Origin of the sequence: Cellvibrio sp. PSBB006 (assembly GCF_002162135.1) — a bacterium.
GTDB lineage: Bacteria > Pseudomonadota > Gammaproteobacteria > Pseudomonadales > Cellvibrionaceae > Cellvibrio.
The window spans coordinates 5,063,915-5,080,693 of record NZ_CP021382.1; the positions used below are offsets into that span (position 1 = coordinate 5,063,915).

Below are 16,779 nucleotides of genomic sequence, written 5' to 3' on the forward strand. Positions count from 1 at the left end.
GGCGTAATGCGTGACTATACTGCGTAGTCTGCGGTGATGGGTCAAATCTTTTTCGCCAGTTTATGAACAATGCGACGTAAATAATACCGGCGGTTTTGTATTGTGATACCGGGTGGGTAAAGAGGAACCTAAAGACGAGGATTATTGGTAAATCTCAATGGTGATTTGACCTGGATCGCGTCGTTCATTCCTCTTCAACCCGCGCTCGGCTAACACAGACAGGCAGTTATTGACCATCCCACTGTTACCACACAACATGACCTGGGCATTATTGGCGGTCAGGGTTAAATCCAATAAATTTTCTACTTCATTGCTTGATAACAGGTCGGGAATACGTTGGGTAAAATGCGGTGTATCCGCTTCGCGGGTTACCGAGTAAAAATAATGAAATTGCTGCGAATGTAACTGTTTGATGCGCTCCAGCTCTTTACTGTAGGCCATCTCACTGTGGTCGCGTATGCCATGGATCAATATGACCTGTTCAAAACTTTCCCAAGGGTCAACAGTATGCAGCATGGAGAGAAAAGGGCTGATAGCGGTACTGGTGGCACACAACCATAATTGCTGGGTGGCAGGTACCAGCGAGAGCACAAAAAAGCCGCCTGCTCTGGGGCTGCTGATAAGTTTGTCACCCGGTTGTAATTGAAACAGGCGCGGCGACAGAAGCCCACCATCAACGCGATTGAAGAAGATTTCCTGAATCGGTTTGCCCGGTGCGTTGACCAGAGAGTAGGGGCGAGTGACGGCCTTGCCGTTTATTTCCAATCCGAGATTGACGAACTGGCCAGCTTCAAATTCGGGTAAATCCAACAACACCCTCAGGGAACAGAGGCGATTGTTCCATTGATGGCGTTCTAGAATGGTGCCAGTTAACCAATTTGGCATATCCCGCTCCTGATAACAGCGTTAATTCATGTGCTGCCCTTAAAGCATAGCTGCACTGGGTCGACCTTGCCCGTCTGCATCATATCCACGCACCGCTGTGGTAGGGGATTATGACGATGATAAAAATATCTTTATTAATCAATGTGTTAATTAATTTTTTGCCAGTGGTGCTAAATTTTTAGCACAAGGCGCTTGACTTATTTTCTGATGGTGCTAATTTTCTAGCATGGTGCTAAAAAATTAGCACCAATCGCTGCGTAGGATTAATGATACATAGGGTTAATGGGCAGGTTATGGCAAAAGATCAACTACACAATCAACTCAGTCGGCGTGAGCGCCAAATCATGGATGCGCTATTTGAGCGGGGTGAGCTTTCCGCTCAGGATGTCCGCTCAGCCATTCCCGATCCGCCCAGTTATTCTGCGGTGCGGGCATTGATTGCCAAGCTGGTTGAAAAGAAGTTGGTCGATTATCGCGAAGAAGGACCGCGTTATATTTATTTTCCTGTGGTGGCGCGCAGCGAGGCGCGTGCCAACGCGTTGCAAAAATTGATTAAAACGTTTTTTGACGGTTCAACGGTCGCTGCCGTGAACGCACTCCTGGGAATGAATAAGCAGGAGTTGAGTGATGCAGAAGTTGCTGAGTTGAAGGCAGCGATTGAGAAAGCCAAAAGCAATAAGGATTAGCGGTTTTTTTCGCGAGGCAGACATGGCCACAGAAAACGCATTAAACATACTTACACTGCTATTGATCAAGCCGTTACTGATCATCCTGGCTATTGCAGCCGGTTTGCTCTTGTTGCGGAAAAAATCAGCGGCATTGCAACATTTCTGGGTAGCCACCGGTTTGTTCGCACTCTTGTTATTGCCTTTGTTGTTCAGTTTTTTGCCGGAAATCAAATGGCAGGTTTTATCTTTTGATAAACCAACCTCTTTGCTTGTGGCCTGGCTTTATGATTTTTCCGTTTGGTTTGGTGAAATCAATAATGTCCTCCTGATAACAGCCATTTATGCGATGGGCGTGTTCTGGCTGTTGTTTTATTTGCTGCTTGGCATCTGTGGCGTTGCTTTGCAAACCCGTCAATCGAGAATGTGTGACGATATTGACATGCAGCAACGCCTGCTGGATTTGCGTGAAGAAATGGGTATAACCCGTGAGGTTAGCTTGCGCGTCAGTAACACCGTTAGTTCGCCGCAGATGTGGGGCATCTTTCGGCCGGTCATCATGTTACCCGCGCATGCAAGTAGCTGGACCAGTGAGCGTAAATTGTCGGTGTTATTGCATGAGCTGGGGCATGTGGCGCGTTGTGATTGGGCAACGACCCTTGCCGTAAAAATATGTTGCGCGTTTTTCTGGTTTTTACCGCCGGTATGGTGGTTGACCAATCGATTATTCCACTTCGCCGAGATCGCTTGTGACGATTATATCTACCGTTTGCATAACGATTATCAGCTACGCAATAAAGAAATAATCTATGCAGAAAACCTGTTAGCCATGGCCCAGGCGGTGAAAGCGCCACCTGAATCTGCATTGTCCATGGCCGGGCATTCACCGGTGTTTTATCGCATAGAAGCTATTCTGGACCGCCAGCGTCAACGTGACAATGCGACACCGGAAGCGCGGCAATACTGGGTTCTGGTTTTACTGCTGCTGCTCTTGCCTGTAGCGAGTTTGCAGCTTATGCCAATTCAGCAAACCCTGATGGCACAGGTATTAAAAATTCAATTACCTGACGCTGGTCGTCAAGATTCGACAGCCGTATCCGGGAAGAAACCTGTTACGCCAACCTATCGGTTGGATGCGGAGACTTTGCGCAAATTAAAACAACAGGTTCGTGTAAGTGAAATGCCCAGGTTGCCTCAGGAAAAACTGATCGTTACCGCCAGTCCTGATTCGTTGGATACCAGCGGTCTGGCGAACAGAGGGCAATTAATCAAGCCGGTAAAAATGCCGGAACCTTTGATTCATATGCAAGGCTACATGCCGGCAGAAATGGTGATTCCTATCTATCCGCGCAATGCCCTGGAGCGGGGTACGGAAGGTGAGGTTATTGTTGAATTTTCCATTGCAGAAGATGGAACAATCTTCGACCCGCACATCCTGAAATCTCATCCGCGCCATCTATTCGACAAAGCTGTATTGGCCGCATTAAAAGACTCGCGTTATCACCCGCAGATCATCGATGGTATCCCGGTGATTATCGAAGGTGTAACCGAAGTATTTACCTTCCAGATCCAACAGCCTCTCATCGCTGAACAGCGACGACGATAAACTGATTTTATCTCACTAACCCCTTAACTTTTTTGCCCGTACCGGGACGGGGAAAGTCATGCCCGGAATTTGTTAAATCCTATTATTATTTATGAGGATCATCCTATGACCACGCTTACCTTAGCTAATCCGTTTGTGCGTATGTTGAGTATCTTGCCGGCTGCTTCTATCGCCACCTTGTTGATTTTGTACTTGATGTATCAATTGGTGCATACCGATTTTGTTGACATCATTGAACCGGAAGACACGGAGGATATAACAACGTTTATCAACGAGGAGCCCAGGGATATCAACAACCGCTATGAAAATTTGGAAAAACCCGTCAAGCCGCAACCGCCGACAACGCCGCCCGAAGCTCCGGAACTGGACCCGGTTAATCCTGACGTAAACACGTTAACAGATAACTTATTAGCGATTGTCAAACCTGACATCAATGTTGAACTTGATAGCTCCTTTGGCGATCAGGCTATGCCATTTATAAAGGTACAGCCCAACTACCCAACCTCTGCATCCTCGCGCGGTATTGAAGGTTATGTTGATGTGATGTTTGACGTGGCGCCAACGGGTGCGACCGAGAATATTCGTATCATCAATGCGGTTCCTTCAAGCATCTTTAACAGCAGCGTTGTTCAGGCGATCAAACGCTGGAAATACAAACCCAGGATGGTTAACGAGGTACCGGTTAAATCGTTTGATGTCCGCGAACGAATTACCTTTGAGCTGGAAAAAGGTTAGGTTGTCCTGCGTGCGGGCAGGATGGATAATGGCCGCCCTGCCGCGCACTGATGAGAATTATGACTGATACCCCACTCGCCATTTGTAGTTTGCCGATTGTCTGTAACGATGAACGATATCGTGAACAGGCAGCGCTCCTAGCTCAGAAATTACAGCAACCGCTGTTGTTGAATGCGGACCCGCAAGCATTGACGCAGAGTGATTTTGTGGTGCTATTGAATAACCAGGGCGTTGCTTTACAACAAACCGGCCGCAAAGCACCGGGACCGATACGCGCTGAGTTTGCGGAAGGGTCAGTCGATCATCGACGTAAATTTGGTGGCGGTAAAGGGCAGATGATTGCCAGGGCGGTGGGCATCAAAGCGGGTGTTTATCCACGCGTGCTGGATGTAACCGCCGGGCTTGGGAAAGACGCTTTTGTGTTGGCCACCCTGGGCTGTCCGGTGCAACTGCTTGAGCGCTCTCTTGTGGTACATGCGTTGTTACAGGACGGGTTAAGTCGCGCGCACAACCTGGCGGCGATGGATGATCCGGCATTGTTGAACATTGTGCAGCGTATGACCTTATTGGCTGCTGATAGCCGCACTTATCTTAAGCAACTCGGTGAGGCTGCTTGTCCCGATGTTATCTACATGGACCCTATGTTTCCCGAACGCGAAAAGTCGGCGGATGTAAAAAAGGAAATGCGCGCGTTCCATACGTTAGTGGGCAAGGATGAAGATGCCGATGAACTCCTCGCGTTATGTCTGGCAAAAGCGCGGTATCGCGTGGTGGTCAAGCGATCGCGCAAAGCCGCGTTTGTTGATGCTCGCCAACCTTCCTATCAGTTAGAGGGAAAATCCAGCCGCTTCGATATTTACACACTCCGTAAATTGCCGGATTCATTGCCGGTAACCGCCAGCTGAAATTATTGGCGTATTCACAGGCTTTGTAGTATATACGCGCTCCTCTTGGGTCTGTGATGGGAGCCGGCCTTGTGCGACACCTCGTTTATTCAAAGTAATCAATTATTTGACCGTATCGCGGATGCGCTGGTTGATCGCGGATACATTATCTTATCCGGCGTCTTGCCCGCCGATGTGGTAGGCAAACTGCTGGAGCGATTGCATGACCTGGGCGATGAAGACTTCAAGCGCGCCGGCATTGGTCGTCAGGATGACTTTCAAATCGATACCAGTGTGCGTCGTGACCGAATTCATTGGTTGCAACAGGATCACCCCGCCGAGGTAGAATTTCTGGCCTGGATGGATGAACTGCGCCTTGCGCTGAATCGCCGGCTGTTTATGGGCTTGATGGATTACGAATGCCACTTCGCCAGCTATGGCATCGGCGCTTTCTATAAAAAGCACCTGGATGCTTTCAAGCTACCTACGCCCTTGCTACAGGCGCAGATCCAAGTCTCTCCTCTGCAGTCCCAACCCAGTCGGGTTCTTTCCACAGTTCTCTATCTCAATCCGGAATGGCAGGTGGGGGATGGCGGAGAATTACGCCTTTACGATGAAGATGATGCACTGGTACTGGAAACCATCGCACCGGAATATGGCAAGTTGGTTATCTTTCTCAGTGAAAAATTTCCTCACGAAGTTCTGGTTGCCCAACGTGAACGCCACAGTATTGCTGGCTGGTTTCGCGTAAGCGGACCGACATAAACCCTCCCTCTTCACAAGACTTTGCTATCATCCAAGGACTGCCCTAAAGCTGTGCGCATTGCGCTGGTTTAGGGCGGCCGCTATTGGGTGCGCACTTCATTGATGCGGTATTTGTGACTCTTGCACAGGATTAATAGCGCAGATAGGTGGTTGGCAGGGGCTTTGCAAGAAACCTGCTGACGGAAAAGTGATTTTTTCCGATCATCGTTTTCAGGCAACAGGGATTACTCTATGCAGATAGATTGGCGGACTTATTCTCCGGGTCATTTTTACGACGAACTCATCAGTTCTCCCGGCCATGCGCGCAAAGCGACACGCCACCTTGCCAAGTATTTAAGCTCGCTAACCGGCGATGAATTACAAGAGCGCAAGCAGTCCGCCGAACTCGCTATCAAAACCATGGGCATCTCATTTACGGTCTACAGCGATGCTGGCAACATCGACCGCGCCTGGCCGTTTGACATTATCCCGCGCATCATCCCGCAAAAAGAATGGCTGAAAACCGAACAGGGTTTGATCCAACGCTTGACCGCACTGAACTGTTTTATCAACGATATCTACAACGATCAGAAAATCATTAAAGACAAAGTCCTGCCTATGGCATTACTGGCGGACTCGGTTAACTTCCGCAAGGAATGCATGGGCATGAAACCGGCTTTCGGGGTTTGGGCTCATATTTGCGGCAGCGATTTAATTCGTGATGAAAAGGGCGATTTTTTTGTATTGGAAGACAATCTGCGGGTGCCCTCCGGTGTGTCTTACATGCTGGAAAATCGCAAAGTCACCAAGCGGGTTTTTCCGGAGTTATTTGAAAACCACAATATTGTGCCGGTAACGGAATATCCCAACCAACTATTCGACACCCTTGCCGCCTTGTCACCGCGCCCGCTGGATCGGCCGGAAGTCGTTGTACTTACGCCGGGAATCTATAACTCCGCCTATTTTGAACATTCTTATCTCGCACAACAGATGGGTGTGGAGTTGGTAGAAGGCAGCGATCTGGTGGTGGAAAACGATTGCGTTTACATGCGCACCATCAAAGGTTTGTCGCGAGTGGATGTCATCTACCGACGCATCGATGATTTATTTCTTGACCCGGAAATGTTTATCCCGGACTCCATGCTTGGCGTTCCCGGTTTGATGCGCGCCTGGCTCAAAGGCAATGTGGCCCTGGCCAACGCACCTGGTGCCGGCGTGGCGGACGACAAGGTAATCTACACCTTTGTACCGGCAATGATCAAATATTATTTGGGTGAAGAACCTATCCTGCCAAATGTACCCAGCTATTTATGTATTGATCCTAAACAATGCGAATATGTGTTGGCGAACCTGGATAAATTGGTGGTAAAACCGGCCAACGAGTCGGGCGGTTACGGCATGATTATCGGGCCTCAGGCGAGCAAGAAAGAGCGTGATGAATTTGCGCTGCGCATCAAAGCCAACCCGCGCAATTATATGGCACAACCGCTGATCTCTTTGTCCACCGCGCCCATCCTCGCCAACAAAAATGCCGAGCCGCGCCATATCGATTTGCGGCCTTTTGTGTTGCAAGGCAAAGAACATTACGTCACGCCCGGTGGATTGACCCGCGTGGCAATGGTGAAAGGTTCCTATGTGGTGAACTCATCGCAAGGTGGGGGAAGTAAAGATACCTGGATTGTCGTTGAGGGGGATAAATAATATGTTATCTCGCGTTGCTGAACGTATTTACTGGTTGGGTCGTTACATGGAGCGCAGCGAAAATGTGGCGCGCATGGTGAACGTCAATTCCAATTTACTGCTTGACCTGCCGCGCGGCGTCAAGGTGGGATGGGGTTCGTTGATTGACATCAGCGGCACTGGCGATTATTTCAATCGCGATACCGATCAGGTAGATGAGCGCACGGTTGTGCGTTTTATGCTGGCTGATAAAGATAATCCCTCATCGTTGTTAAACTCGCTCAGCTGGGCGCGGGAAAATGCGCGTATCACAAGAGAAACCATGCCGATGGAAGCCTGGGAGTTGATCAATGATCTGTACCACACGATCAAGGACAACGCTAATTCCATGGTCGCGCGACGCGAGCGCGGGCGAATGTTATTGCACGTGATTAATCAGGTTCAACAATTCACCGGATTGTTGGCCGGCTGCATGACTCACAACGATGCTTACGATTTTATACGGTTAGGGCGCAACCTGGAGCGCGCTGATATGACCACGCGTATTGTGGACGCAGGGCTAGTACATTTACTGCCGCATTTATCGTCTGGCAGTGGTAGCGGTAGCGATGTTCTGCAACCTTACAATAATGTGTTGTGGATGAGTGTGCTGCGTTCCTTGAGCGGCTATCAAATGTATCGCCAGCATGTGCGCGATCGTGTTAACGCAAAAGATGTGGTGACATTTTTATTGCAGAATGAGAATTTTCCGCGTGCCGTTGCTCATTCATTAGGGGAGCTGGAAGGTTGCCTGAAAAAATTACCCAATAGCAAGGCCGCCTCTCATGCGGTTGTCAGCGCTATTGCGCGTGTCAAGGCAGCGGATATCCCGCAGTTGCTGGAGAAAGGCTTACATGAATATATTGATGATATTCAGTCTGAAATCGGCAATCTGCATTCGGTGATTACGGAAACCTGGTTCCTGCCGGTAAAAATAGCGCAATCGCAAAAGCAATCAGCGGCTTGAGTGTTATGTGCTTTTTGAAAATATGAGGCAGGCTTTGCAGAGCCTGCTTTTTTGGGCACCTCATTTACATCACTGCTTATCAGATTTGCCACTCACTTTATCCTTCAAGAAACTGACACTCGCGCCGATTGTCGTCTGAATCATTTCCTGTTACACAACGCCGAATCCTGTCTACACTGTTTGGTGGTAATAGGTTATCTTCTGGGGCTGGAACGTTTGACTGGTTGTTTTCTCTTGGAGAGTGGTGATGAAAAAAATAACGAATGCCTTGCTTGCCGTTGTCTGTTTGCCGTTGATATTACAGGGTTGTGGCAGCGATGATGATGCCAACAGCGGCCCGGAGCCATCCGGCTCTGCCGTGTTTGAACCGGGCACCCATCCGCGCTTTGACCCCGTTGCCCAGGATCTTCCCTTTAATACTGATTTGATCTTTGCGGCGGCCGCCACCAGCGACGGCACCGCAAATGTTGGTGCTGCTACCGATCCGGTGCGTGCCGCATTAAATATGCTGGATGGTTTTTCCTCCTCGGCATTTTTTGATGTGCTGATTCAAGGGAGTGTTAATGCCGCCTCGGTCATTCCCATGCAGACTGTTTTCCTGCTGGAAGTAGACACCGGCGGCAACGACGCGCTGAATCCGGCCAATGTTGTTGGTCTGGTCGGTCCGGCTGCTTTTGATACCCAGGTAGTTTCCGTTGACGGAGGCACAAACAACGCCATCCGCATCCGTCCTACCGCGCCGCTGAAACCCAAGACAAAATACCTCGTGGTTTTGACTAACGACATCATGGATGCCGGTGGTCAGCCATTGACACCATCCTGGACCTACAACGCCCTCGGCGATCCTGAATACCCGACGCTGGCATCATTGGTGCCGGTGCGTAACGCTATTCTCGGCTGGGAACAGTTGGCAGCCGGTTTTCTGAGCGCAGTGACCGAACTCAGCGTGGCGGCGGCAACAGAGAAATTGGTATTGACCTACACCTTCACCACCACTGACCCCCAGGCGCCTCTGGTTGCCATGGCATCGCCCCGTGCAGCGATCGCGGCAATGCAAATAGCGGCTGGTGAGGAGCCAGCCACTGCTGTAGGTAATGTGATGGCACTGGACGGTGCCGGCTTATTGCCCACACCCAAACCTCGGCCGCTGGGAATATCTGCTGATACCGGTCTGGACTTTGCGATCCTCAGTGAAGGTTTGCTAGCCGGCAATGTGGGGGCGCTTTATACCGGTTATATCCAGCTGCCTTACTATCAAACCGGCCCGGATGGTTTGCCATTTGGTGCGTTCCTGAGTCGTAACTGGCAACCGGACACGACCCTGGCTGGGGCGCTGGGCGTGACTGTCCCGGCGGATGTCGATGGCAGTTTCAACGTAACCTATCGCTATCCCTTTGCTGTCAAAACCGCTGATGAGTCTGTGCCGCTACAAGTGACTTTGCCATCTGAAAGCCATGTGCCGGGTTACGGTGGTGTATTGACCTGTGGCCAGATTTATACCGCCTCCGGTTATCCGGTAGTTATTTATATCCACGGCATCACCAGTGATCGCACCTCCGTGCTGGCGCTTGGCCATACCCTGGCCAGCCAATGTATTGCCACGGTGGCCATCGATTTGCCCATGCACGGTGTGCCTGCCACCAGCGATTTTGTCGGTGTGCTCAATACCGAACAAGGCAGCATGATTCCCTTTGCGGCTCTCTATGGTGAGAATGCCCCGCGCGAGCGTCACTTCAATGTGGCTGGCCCGGGCGGTGCACCGGCACCCATGAATTTTGAAACGCCTGGAGCAACCGACGGCTCCGGCGCGCAGTTTATTAATCTGGGCTACCTCGCCAACACCCGTGACAACAATCGTCAAGCGGTAATGGATTTGCTCAATCTCAATGCGAGTTTGGCAGATGTCGAAACCGCGCTACAGGCTTCACTCGACGTTAATTTTGACCTGGACAGGGTTTATGTGGTGGGTCAATCGCTCGGCGGGATTATCGGCAGCGTCTTCACCACGGTTAACCAGATGGCAATCGCTAACGACGCTCAGGTTGGCTTGCCATCCAATCTGAATCCAATTCGCGGCTTGATTGCTTCTACGGCGGGCTCACAGGTGTCACAAATCCTGGTGAATTCAGCCACCTTTGCGCCGGTGATTAATAATGGCCTGGCGGCGGCCGGCGTGAATGTCGGTACCAGCAATTACGAACGCTTCCTCTACGCCGCTCAAAGCATATTGGATTCCGGTGACCCGGTGAACTTTGCCCAAACCCTGGGGATGTTGAATGTGCCGGTGTTATTGCAGCAGGTTAATAATGACCTGGTGATTCCCAACGGGCCGGAAAGCGCGCCCCTGGCAGGTACCGAAGCACTGGCCGATCTGGTAGGTGCGGAGCAGTTGGATATCGGTATTGATCAGGCGCTGGGGCAGGGTATTGTCAAGCTCACGGCGGGTGATCATGCCTCCCTACTGCGTCCTGGCAGCCCGGCAACCGCTCATATCACAACAGAGCTGCAAACCCAGGTGGTGACTTTTGTGTTGAATGATGCAGAAGTGACTATTGGTGCTGGTGCGCCGGAGAATATTGAGGCGCCGGAAGCTGAAGTGGCTGTTGATTGATATTGGCACAATGGGAGTTTGGCGTTAGGGCATGTATGTCAAAATCCTCAATTCAGGGATGAATTGAGGGAGCTACAGGGATGTATTCATGCGTTTTTGACATACATGCCCTAATGACAAACGGATTCCAAGGGACTTTTGCCCTCTAAAACGCTATAAAACCGAAAGCGATGAAGTATTGAAACTGTTGCGACTGAACTTGCTCTTCACTGGTTGTAAGGTTTCCGACGGCAAGTGCGTCTGCCCATCTGTTTTTTCACCGTGAGTCACCGCCAATCGACGTTGTTCATGTTGGGAATGCCAGGCAAGGATCTTGTGGTAATTGCGCACATTCTTGACATAGGCCACTGGCTCCCAACCGCGCGCGTAACCATGTTTGGTTTGGCTGTAGTATTGGCGTTTTGCGAGCAGCGGTAGGTGTTTGCGCACGTCACTCCATTTATTGGGGTCATCGCCGTGAATTTCCGTTAATACGCGCGCGTCTTCCAAATGTCCCATACCCACGTTATAAGCGGCCAACGCCATATAAACCCGATCATCGCCAGTTACCCGCGCCGGAATGCGGTCCAGTAAATTGCGGAAATATTTGGCTCCCCCATAAATACTCTGCGAGGGATCGATACGATCTTTTACCCCCATATCGCTGGCAGTGGCCAAGGTCAGCATCATCAAACCACGCACGCCGGTGCGTGATTCGGCGGTGGGATTCCAGTGAGACTCCTGATAACTGATGGCGGCGAGCAGTTGCCAGTCCAGGTCAAATTTTGCGGCTGCTTCTTTTAAGCCTTCTTCCCAGCGCGGCAGACGCTTTTCAAGGCGATAGGAAAAAAGCAGGGCATCACCCGTGGTGACTTCAACAATGGGTTTATAAAACTGGTCGGTTAAGGTTGCGAGTGTGCCATTTTGCTCAACGCGATCAAGATAAGCCTGGGCGGCATCAAACAGGCTGGTATCAATACTGTGAGCAAAAGCCCAAGCCAGATCTTGCGCGTCACTGATATCAAATGCCGTTTGCGCGCGCGGGTAGGCGTGGCGATTCAGGTCGTAGGAGTTGGAGTCGACGATGGCGTAATCGGCTTCGCCTTTGTGGATCATCTCCAGCAGCTCGATCATCTCCAGTGCTGGCTCTTCGCGCCAGGTCAGTTCGGGATAGGTTTCGCGCAGTTCCTGCAGGCGTTCAACGTGGGATGATTCGGAGATGACCACCAGGTCTTTCCCCATCAGATCGAGAATGTCGCGGGGCGCCGGTTGGCGGCTGTTGTAGATTAACTGCTGCTTGACCTTCATAAACGGGCGCGTGAACTTGACGCCCTTGCTGCGGGTGGGGGTGACGGTAATACCGGCGGCGGCCAGGTGGTTTTGTTCCTCTCCGACAGCATTGAAGATACGGCCGAAGCTGTCTTCGTCCTGGATAACCAGTTCCACGCCTAATTCATCGGCAAAGCCTTTGACCAGTGAATATTCAAAACCGGTCAGCCCTTCGGGGCCTTCATAATAGGTGGTAGGACCGTTGCGCGATATAACACGCAGTTGGCCTTCAGTGAGGACTTTTTCCAATGTGGTGGGCAAATAGCTGCGGACCAGCATCAGTGAAATGGCGATAATTGCCAACCCGCTAAACAGGTTGGAAATCAATCGTTGGGCGGCTTTGCGTTTGCCTATCTCCATATACGGTGTCTCCGGATTTACGGATGCCGAATCTATTCCATTGCTGACCCGTGCAAAATTTGCGCGATCTTAATGCCTCTTAACGTGCGCCGCTAGCTTGTTTTTCACACAAAAATAGTGTAGCTCTTGAATGAAAAATAATCAATTTTGGCGCCAAACCCAGATTCCATCAGGGTTCTATGGTCGTCAGTGGCCGGTTGACGCTGTGAAAAAATCTTCAAAAAAATTGTTTAAATTGGTAAAAAACACCACAGGCTGTGTAAAAGACAGTTGCAGACCACAAGCAGAGGGACGAGCGGCCATTACAAATGATGTTAACGGCCAGAGGATCAAGTACAATTGCGCCCTCTTTTAACACCCCCCGACGCTTGAGGCTCGTTCCCCTATGCTGATTCTGCGTGGCGCCCCCGCTCTTTCCACCTTTCGCACCCAAAAACTTCTGGCCTCGCTGCAACAACAGGTTCCCGCGGTAGCGGGTATCGCTACGGAATATGTCCACTTCGCTGACCTTGCTGCTCCGCTGAATGAAGAGGAGCAGTCTATCCTTCGCCAGTTGTTGACCTATGGTCCCAAGGTCGATGGTGAGGTCAGTCACGATGGTCAGTTGTTCCTCGCGGTGCCGCGCCCGGGCACAATTTCGCCCTGGGCATCCAAGGCGACGGATATCGCCAAAAACACCGGACTCTCATCAATTCGTCGGATAGAACGGGGCATCGCTTACTACGTGACCGGCACTTTCGCCGATGCAGACAGCACTCTGATCGCTGCGCAACTTCACGATCGAATGGTAGAAACCATTTTCGATTCGCTGGAAGCGGTAGTACAACTCTTCATTAAACAGCAGCCGGCACCACAGACCAGCGTGGATATTCTGGGCGGTGGTCGGGCAGCTCTGGCTGAGGCCAATCGTTCCCTGGGTCTGGCTTTGGCGGAAGACGAAATCGATTATCTCGTCGAGAGCTTCCAGGCACTGGGACGCAATCCCATTGATGTGGAATTGATGATGTTTGCCCAGGCCAACTCGGAACACTGCCGCCATAAAATCTTCAATGCCAGCTGGACCATCGATGGCATCGAGCAGCCCCGCAGTTTGTTCAAGATGATCAAGAACACTTACGAAGTCGGTGGCGATAATGTGCTCTCCGCCTACGCTGACAATGCCGCTGTTGTTGCCGGTCCGGAAGCCGGCCGTTTTTACCCGGATGCTTCCAGCAAAACCTACGCCTACCACCAGGAACCCGTTCACCTGTTAATGAAGGTGGAAACCCACAACCACCCCACCGCTATCGCACCTTTCCCCGGTGCAGGTACCGGCGCCGGCGGTGAGATTCGCGATGAAGGTGCAGTAGGCCGTGGTTCAAAACCTAAAGTGGGGCTCACAGGCTTTACGGTTTCCAACTTGCAGATCCCTGACTTCACCCAACCGTGGGAGCAACCTTACGGTAAGCCCGGTCGCATCGTCAGTGCGTTAGATATCATGATCGACGGTCCTCTCGGCGGCGCTGCTTTTAATAATGAATTCGGTCGACCCAATATCTGCGGTTACTTCCGTACCTTTGAAGAGACCTTTGACGGCGAGCGTCGCGGTTACCACAAACCCATCATGCTGGCCGGTGGTTACGGCAACATCAAACAGGAACACGTTGAGAAACCGCCTTTTGCAGCGGGCGCCAAGCTGGTGGTGTTGGGTGGGCCGGCGATGTTGATCGGGCTTGGTGGTGGTGCTGCATCTTCCATGGCGTCCGGCAGTTCATCGGAGGATCTGGATTTCGCCTCTGTTCAGCGGCAGAACCCGGAAATTGAACGTCGCTGCCAGGAAGTAATCGACAGTTGCTGGCAACAGGGGCATGAAAACCCGATTGCCTTTATTCACGATGTGGGTGCTGGTGGTTTATCAAACGCCTTTCCCGAGCTGGTTAAAGACGGCGGTTGCGGCGGTAAATTTGAGTTGCGTAATGTGCCCAATGATGAACCGGGTATGAGCCCGTTGGCGATCTGGTGTAATGAATCCCAGGAGCGCTATGTACTGGCTATCAAACCGGAAGACCTGCCGCGCTTTGAAGCGATTTGTCAGCGTGAGCGATGCCCATACGCGGTGGTGGGAGAGGCAACCAACGAGAAACATTTGTTGGTCAATGACAAACACTTTGACGCAAAGCCAGTGGATTTGCCGATGTCAGTATTGTTCGGCAAACCGCCCAAGATGCACCGCACGGCGGAGCGTTATCAGGGCGCGACCCATAGTTTTCATACCGGCGATATCAATATTAATGATGCCGCTGAACGAGTACTCAAACATCCGTCCGTAGCAGCAAAAAGCTTCCTGATTACTATTGGTGATCGCTCGGTAACCGGCATGGTCGCGCGCGATCAAATGGTCGGCCCCTGGCAGGTGCCGGTGGCGGACTGTGCCGTGACGACAGTCAGCTACGACAGTTATCGCGGAGAAGCCATGGCCATGGGCGAGCGCACACCTGTTGCCTTGCTGGATGCACCGGCTTCCGGCCGTATGGCGATTGCCGAAGCGATTACCAATATTGCCGCGACCCGCATTGAAAAACTTTCTGATGTGAAGTTGTCGGCGAACTGGATGTGTGCAGCGGGCCACAAGGGTGAAGACGAAAAACTCTACCGCACGGTGGAAGCGGTGGGTATGGCGTTATGTCCGGCACTGGGCATTACGATTCCGGTGGGTAAGGATTCCATGTCCATGCGCACCGCCTGGCAGGATAATGGCGGTGACAAAGCGGTTACCGCGCCTTTATCACTGATCATTTCCGCGTTCGCTCCGGTGGCTGATGTACGCAAGACCCTGACTCCACAGATTCGTACCGATAAAGGCACGACCGATTTACTGTTGGTGGATTTGGGCAATGGCAAGAATCGCCTGGGTGGTTCAATCCTGGCCCAGGTATACAACCAGCTGGGTGATGGGCCGGCGGATCTCGACGATGCCGGGCAACTGAAAAAGTTCTTCGACGTAATGCAGGCCAGTCTTGCGGCAGATGATCTGCTTGCCTATCACGATCGCAGTGATGGTGGTTTATTCGTCACCCTGGCCGAGATGGCCTTTGCCGGCCATTGTGGTATCGACATCAATATCAGCGGGCTGGGTGAAGACGCGCTGGCCGTGTTATTCAGTGAAGAACCCGGCGCTGTGCTGCAGGTTACGCGCGAGAAATCTGCTGCAGTGGTCGCACGTTTTGCTGATGCTGGATTGAAAGTAAACGTCATCGGTGAGCCGAACGAAGAAGACTGGCTGCACATCGAACAGGACGGCGAGATGATCTTCGATCAATCCCGCGTGATCCTGCAAAGCTTGTGGGCAGAAACCAGTTACCGCATACAAGCCTTGCGCGATAACCCCGATTGTGCAAAACAGGAATTTGAACAGCTGCTATGCAATAACCCGGGCTTAAGCGCGTCGCTGACTTACGATCCGCAAGAGGACATTGCGGCACCTTATATCAACACCGGCGTACGTCCTTCTGTCGCGATTTTGCGTGAACAAGGTGTTAACGGCCAGATGGAGATGGCCGCTGCATTTACTCGCGCCGGCTTTGCGGCCGTGGATGTGCATATGAGTGATGTGTTGTCCGGTCGCGTTGCATTGGATGCATTTAAAGGCGTCGTGGCTTGCGGTGGTTTCTCTTACGGTGACGTTCTGGGCGCGGGTGAGGGTTGGGCAAAAACCGTGCTGTTTAACAATCGGGTGCGCGATCAGTTCCAGCAATTTTTCCATCGCGACGACACCTTCTCTCTGGGGGTGTGTAACGGTTGCCAAATGATGTCCAATTTGAAAAACCTGATTCCCGGTGCAGACCATTGGCCGCGGTTTGTGCGCAACTTGTCAGAACAATTTGAAGCGCGGTTCAGTCTGGTGAAAATCCAGCAATCGCCCTCGGTGCTGTTCAGTGGCATGGTGGGTTCCCATTTGCCGGTTGCCGTTGCTCACGGCGAAGGTCGCGCTGAGTTTGCCAATGAAGCAGCGCTGCAAGCCTGCGATGAAAGCGGCACTGTAGCTATGCGATTTATCGATAATAATTTGAATACCACAGACTATTATCCGGCTAACCCTAACGGCTCGCCGCTGGGTATTACCAGCGTCACCAGCCGCGATGGTCGTGCTACGATCCTGATGCCGCACCCGGAGCGGGTATTCCGCACGGTCAGCAACTCATGGCATCCCGATGACTGGCAGGAAGACGGCGCGTGGATGCGGTTATTCCGCAATGCGCGCGTGTTTGTTAATTAATTCATGCGTGCCGAAAAAAATGGAGGCATTTGCCTCCATT

The 16,779-nt window shown here is 51.6% G+C and carries 12 protein-coding genes; 10 read left to right on the forward strand and 2 right to left on the reverse strand.

The window, feature by feature from the left end; translation table 11 throughout:
- Window positions 1-141 precede the first annotated feature (141 nt).
- Window positions 142-885, reverse strand: coding sequence for a ferredoxin--NADP reductase (locus tag CBR65_RS21115; RefSeq protein WP_087468694.1), 744 nt, complete (start codon window positions 883-885; stop codon window positions 142-144).
- 293 nt (window positions 886-1,178) lie between these two features.
- On the opposite strand from CBR65_RS21115, the gene CBR65_RS21120 reads away from it, so the two are divergent.
- From CBR65_RS21120 to CBR65_RS21155, 8 genes are all read left to right on the forward strand, one after another.
- Window positions 1,179-1,571 (forward strand): BlaI/MecI/CopY family transcriptional regulator, encoded by a 393-nt coding sequence (locus CBR65_RS21120; protein ID WP_087468695.1) that lies wholly within the window; start codon window positions 1,179-1,181, stop codon window positions 1,569-1,571.
- A 22-nt stretch (window positions 1,572-1,593) separates the two neighbouring features.
- Window positions 1,594-3,156, forward strand: a complete 1,563-nt coding sequence (locus tag CBR65_RS21125) for a M56 family metallopeptidase (RefSeq protein WP_087468696.1) — start codon at window positions 1,594-1,596, stop codon at window positions 3,154-3,156.
- 105 nt (window positions 3,157-3,261) lie between these two features.
- A complete protein-coding gene (locus CBR65_RS21130; protein WP_087468697.1) occupies window positions 3,262-3,891 on the forward strand; it encodes an energy transducer TonB in 630 nt (209 codons plus the stop codon).
- A gap of 59 nt (window positions 3,892-3,950) precedes the next feature.
- The gene (locus CBR65_RS21135) at window positions 3,951-4,796 is read left to right on the forward strand and encodes a class I SAM-dependent methyltransferase (protein WP_198300834.1); all 846 of its coding nucleotides are present in this window, start codon (window positions 3,951-3,953) and stop codon (window positions 4,794-4,796) included.
- Between the two features lie 69 nt (window positions 4,797-4,865).
- Entirely contained in the window at window positions 4,866-5,540 is a 675-nt protein-coding gene (locus CBR65_RS21140) for a 2OG-Fe(II) oxygenase (RefSeq protein WP_198300835.1), read from the forward strand.
- 231 nt (window positions 5,541-5,771) lie between these two features.
- Window positions 5,772-7,220, forward strand: coding sequence for a circularly permuted type 2 ATP-grasp protein (locus CBR65_RS21145; protein WP_087468699.1), 1,449 nt, complete (start codon window positions 5,772-5,774; stop codon window positions 7,218-7,220).
- A 1-nt stretch (window position 7,221) separates the two neighbouring features.
- A complete protein-coding gene (locus tag CBR65_RS21150) occupies window positions 7,222-8,205 on the forward strand; it encodes an alpha-E domain-containing protein (protein ID WP_087468700.1) in 984 nt (327 codons plus the stop codon).
- Between the two features lie 247 nt (window positions 8,206-8,452).
- On the forward strand, window positions 8,453-10,816 hold the full coding sequence (locus CBR65_RS21155; RefSeq protein WP_087468701.1) for a hypothetical protein: 2,364 nt from the start codon (window positions 8,453-8,455) through the stop codon (window positions 10,814-10,816).
- A gap of 153 nt (window positions 10,817-10,969) precedes the next feature.
- On the opposite strand, the gene mltF is transcribed toward CBR65_RS21155, so the two are convergent.
- Window positions 10,970-12,484 (reverse strand): membrane-bound lytic murein transglycosylase MltF, encoded by a 1,515-nt coding sequence (gene mltF / locus CBR65_RS21160; RefSeq protein WP_087468702.1) that lies wholly within the window; start codon window positions 12,482-12,484, stop codon window positions 10,970-10,972.
- A 130-nt stretch (window positions 12,485-12,614) separates the two neighbouring features.
- Between mltF and CBR65_RS22215 the strand changes: the two genes are divergently transcribed.
- A complete protein-coding gene (locus CBR65_RS22215) occupies window positions 12,615-12,839 on the forward strand; it encodes a hypothetical protein (RefSeq protein ID WP_157672182.1) in 225 nt (74 codons plus the stop codon).
- Between the two features lie 30 nt (window positions 12,840-12,869).
- A complete protein-coding gene (gene purL / locus CBR65_RS21165) occupies window positions 12,870-16,739 on the forward strand; it encodes a phosphoribosylformylglycinamidine synthase (protein ID WP_087468703.1) in 3,870 nt (1,289 codons plus the stop codon).
- Window positions 16,740-16,779 lie beyond the last annotated feature (40 nt).

What these genes read in the sequence shown, in the direction of transcription:
- CBR65_RS22215 (WP_157672182.1), top strand. Translation starts at nt 12,615, where the DNA reads ATGAAAAATAATCAATTTTGGCGCCAAACCCAGATTCCATCAGGGTTC.
- CBR65_RS21125 (WP_087468696.1), top strand. Translation starts at nt 1,594, where the DNA reads ATGGCCACAGAAAACGCATTAAACATACTTACACTGCTATTGATCAAG.
- CBR65_RS21115 (WP_087468694.1), bottom strand. Translation starts at nt 885, where the DNA reads ATGCCAAATTGGTTAACTGGCACCATTCTAGAACGCCATCAATGGAAC.
- CBR65_RS21145 (WP_087468699.1), top strand. Translation starts at nt 5,772, where the DNA reads ATGCAGATAGATTGGCGGACTTATTCTCCGGGTCATTTTTACGACGAA.
- CBR65_RS21135 (WP_198300834.1), top strand. Translation starts at nt 3,951, where the DNA reads ATGACTGATACCCCACTCGCCATTTGTAGTTTGCCGATTGTCTGTAAC.
- mltF (WP_087468702.1), bottom strand. Translation starts at nt 12,484, where the DNA reads ATGGAGATAGGCAAACGCAAAGCCGCCCAACGATTGATTTCCAACCTG.
- CBR65_RS21150 (WP_087468700.1), top strand. Translation starts at nt 7,222, where the DNA reads ATGTTATCTCGCGTTGCTGAACGTATTTACTGGTTGGGTCGTTACATG.
- CBR65_RS21155 (WP_087468701.1), top strand. Translation starts at nt 8,453, where the DNA reads ATGAAAAAAATAACGAATGCCTTGCTTGCCGTTGTCTGTTTGCCGTTG.
- purL (WP_087468703.1), top strand. Translation starts at nt 12,870, where the DNA reads ATGCTGATTCTGCGTGGCGCCCCCGCTCTTTCCACCTTTCGCACCCAA.
- CBR65_RS21120 (WP_087468695.1), top strand. Translation starts at nt 1,179, where the DNA reads ATGGCAAAAGATCAACTACACAATCAACTCAGTCGGCGTGAGCGCCAA.
- CBR65_RS21130 (WP_087468697.1), top strand. Translation starts at nt 3,262, where the DNA reads ATGACCACGCTTACCTTAGCTAATCCGTTTGTGCGTATGTTGAGTATC.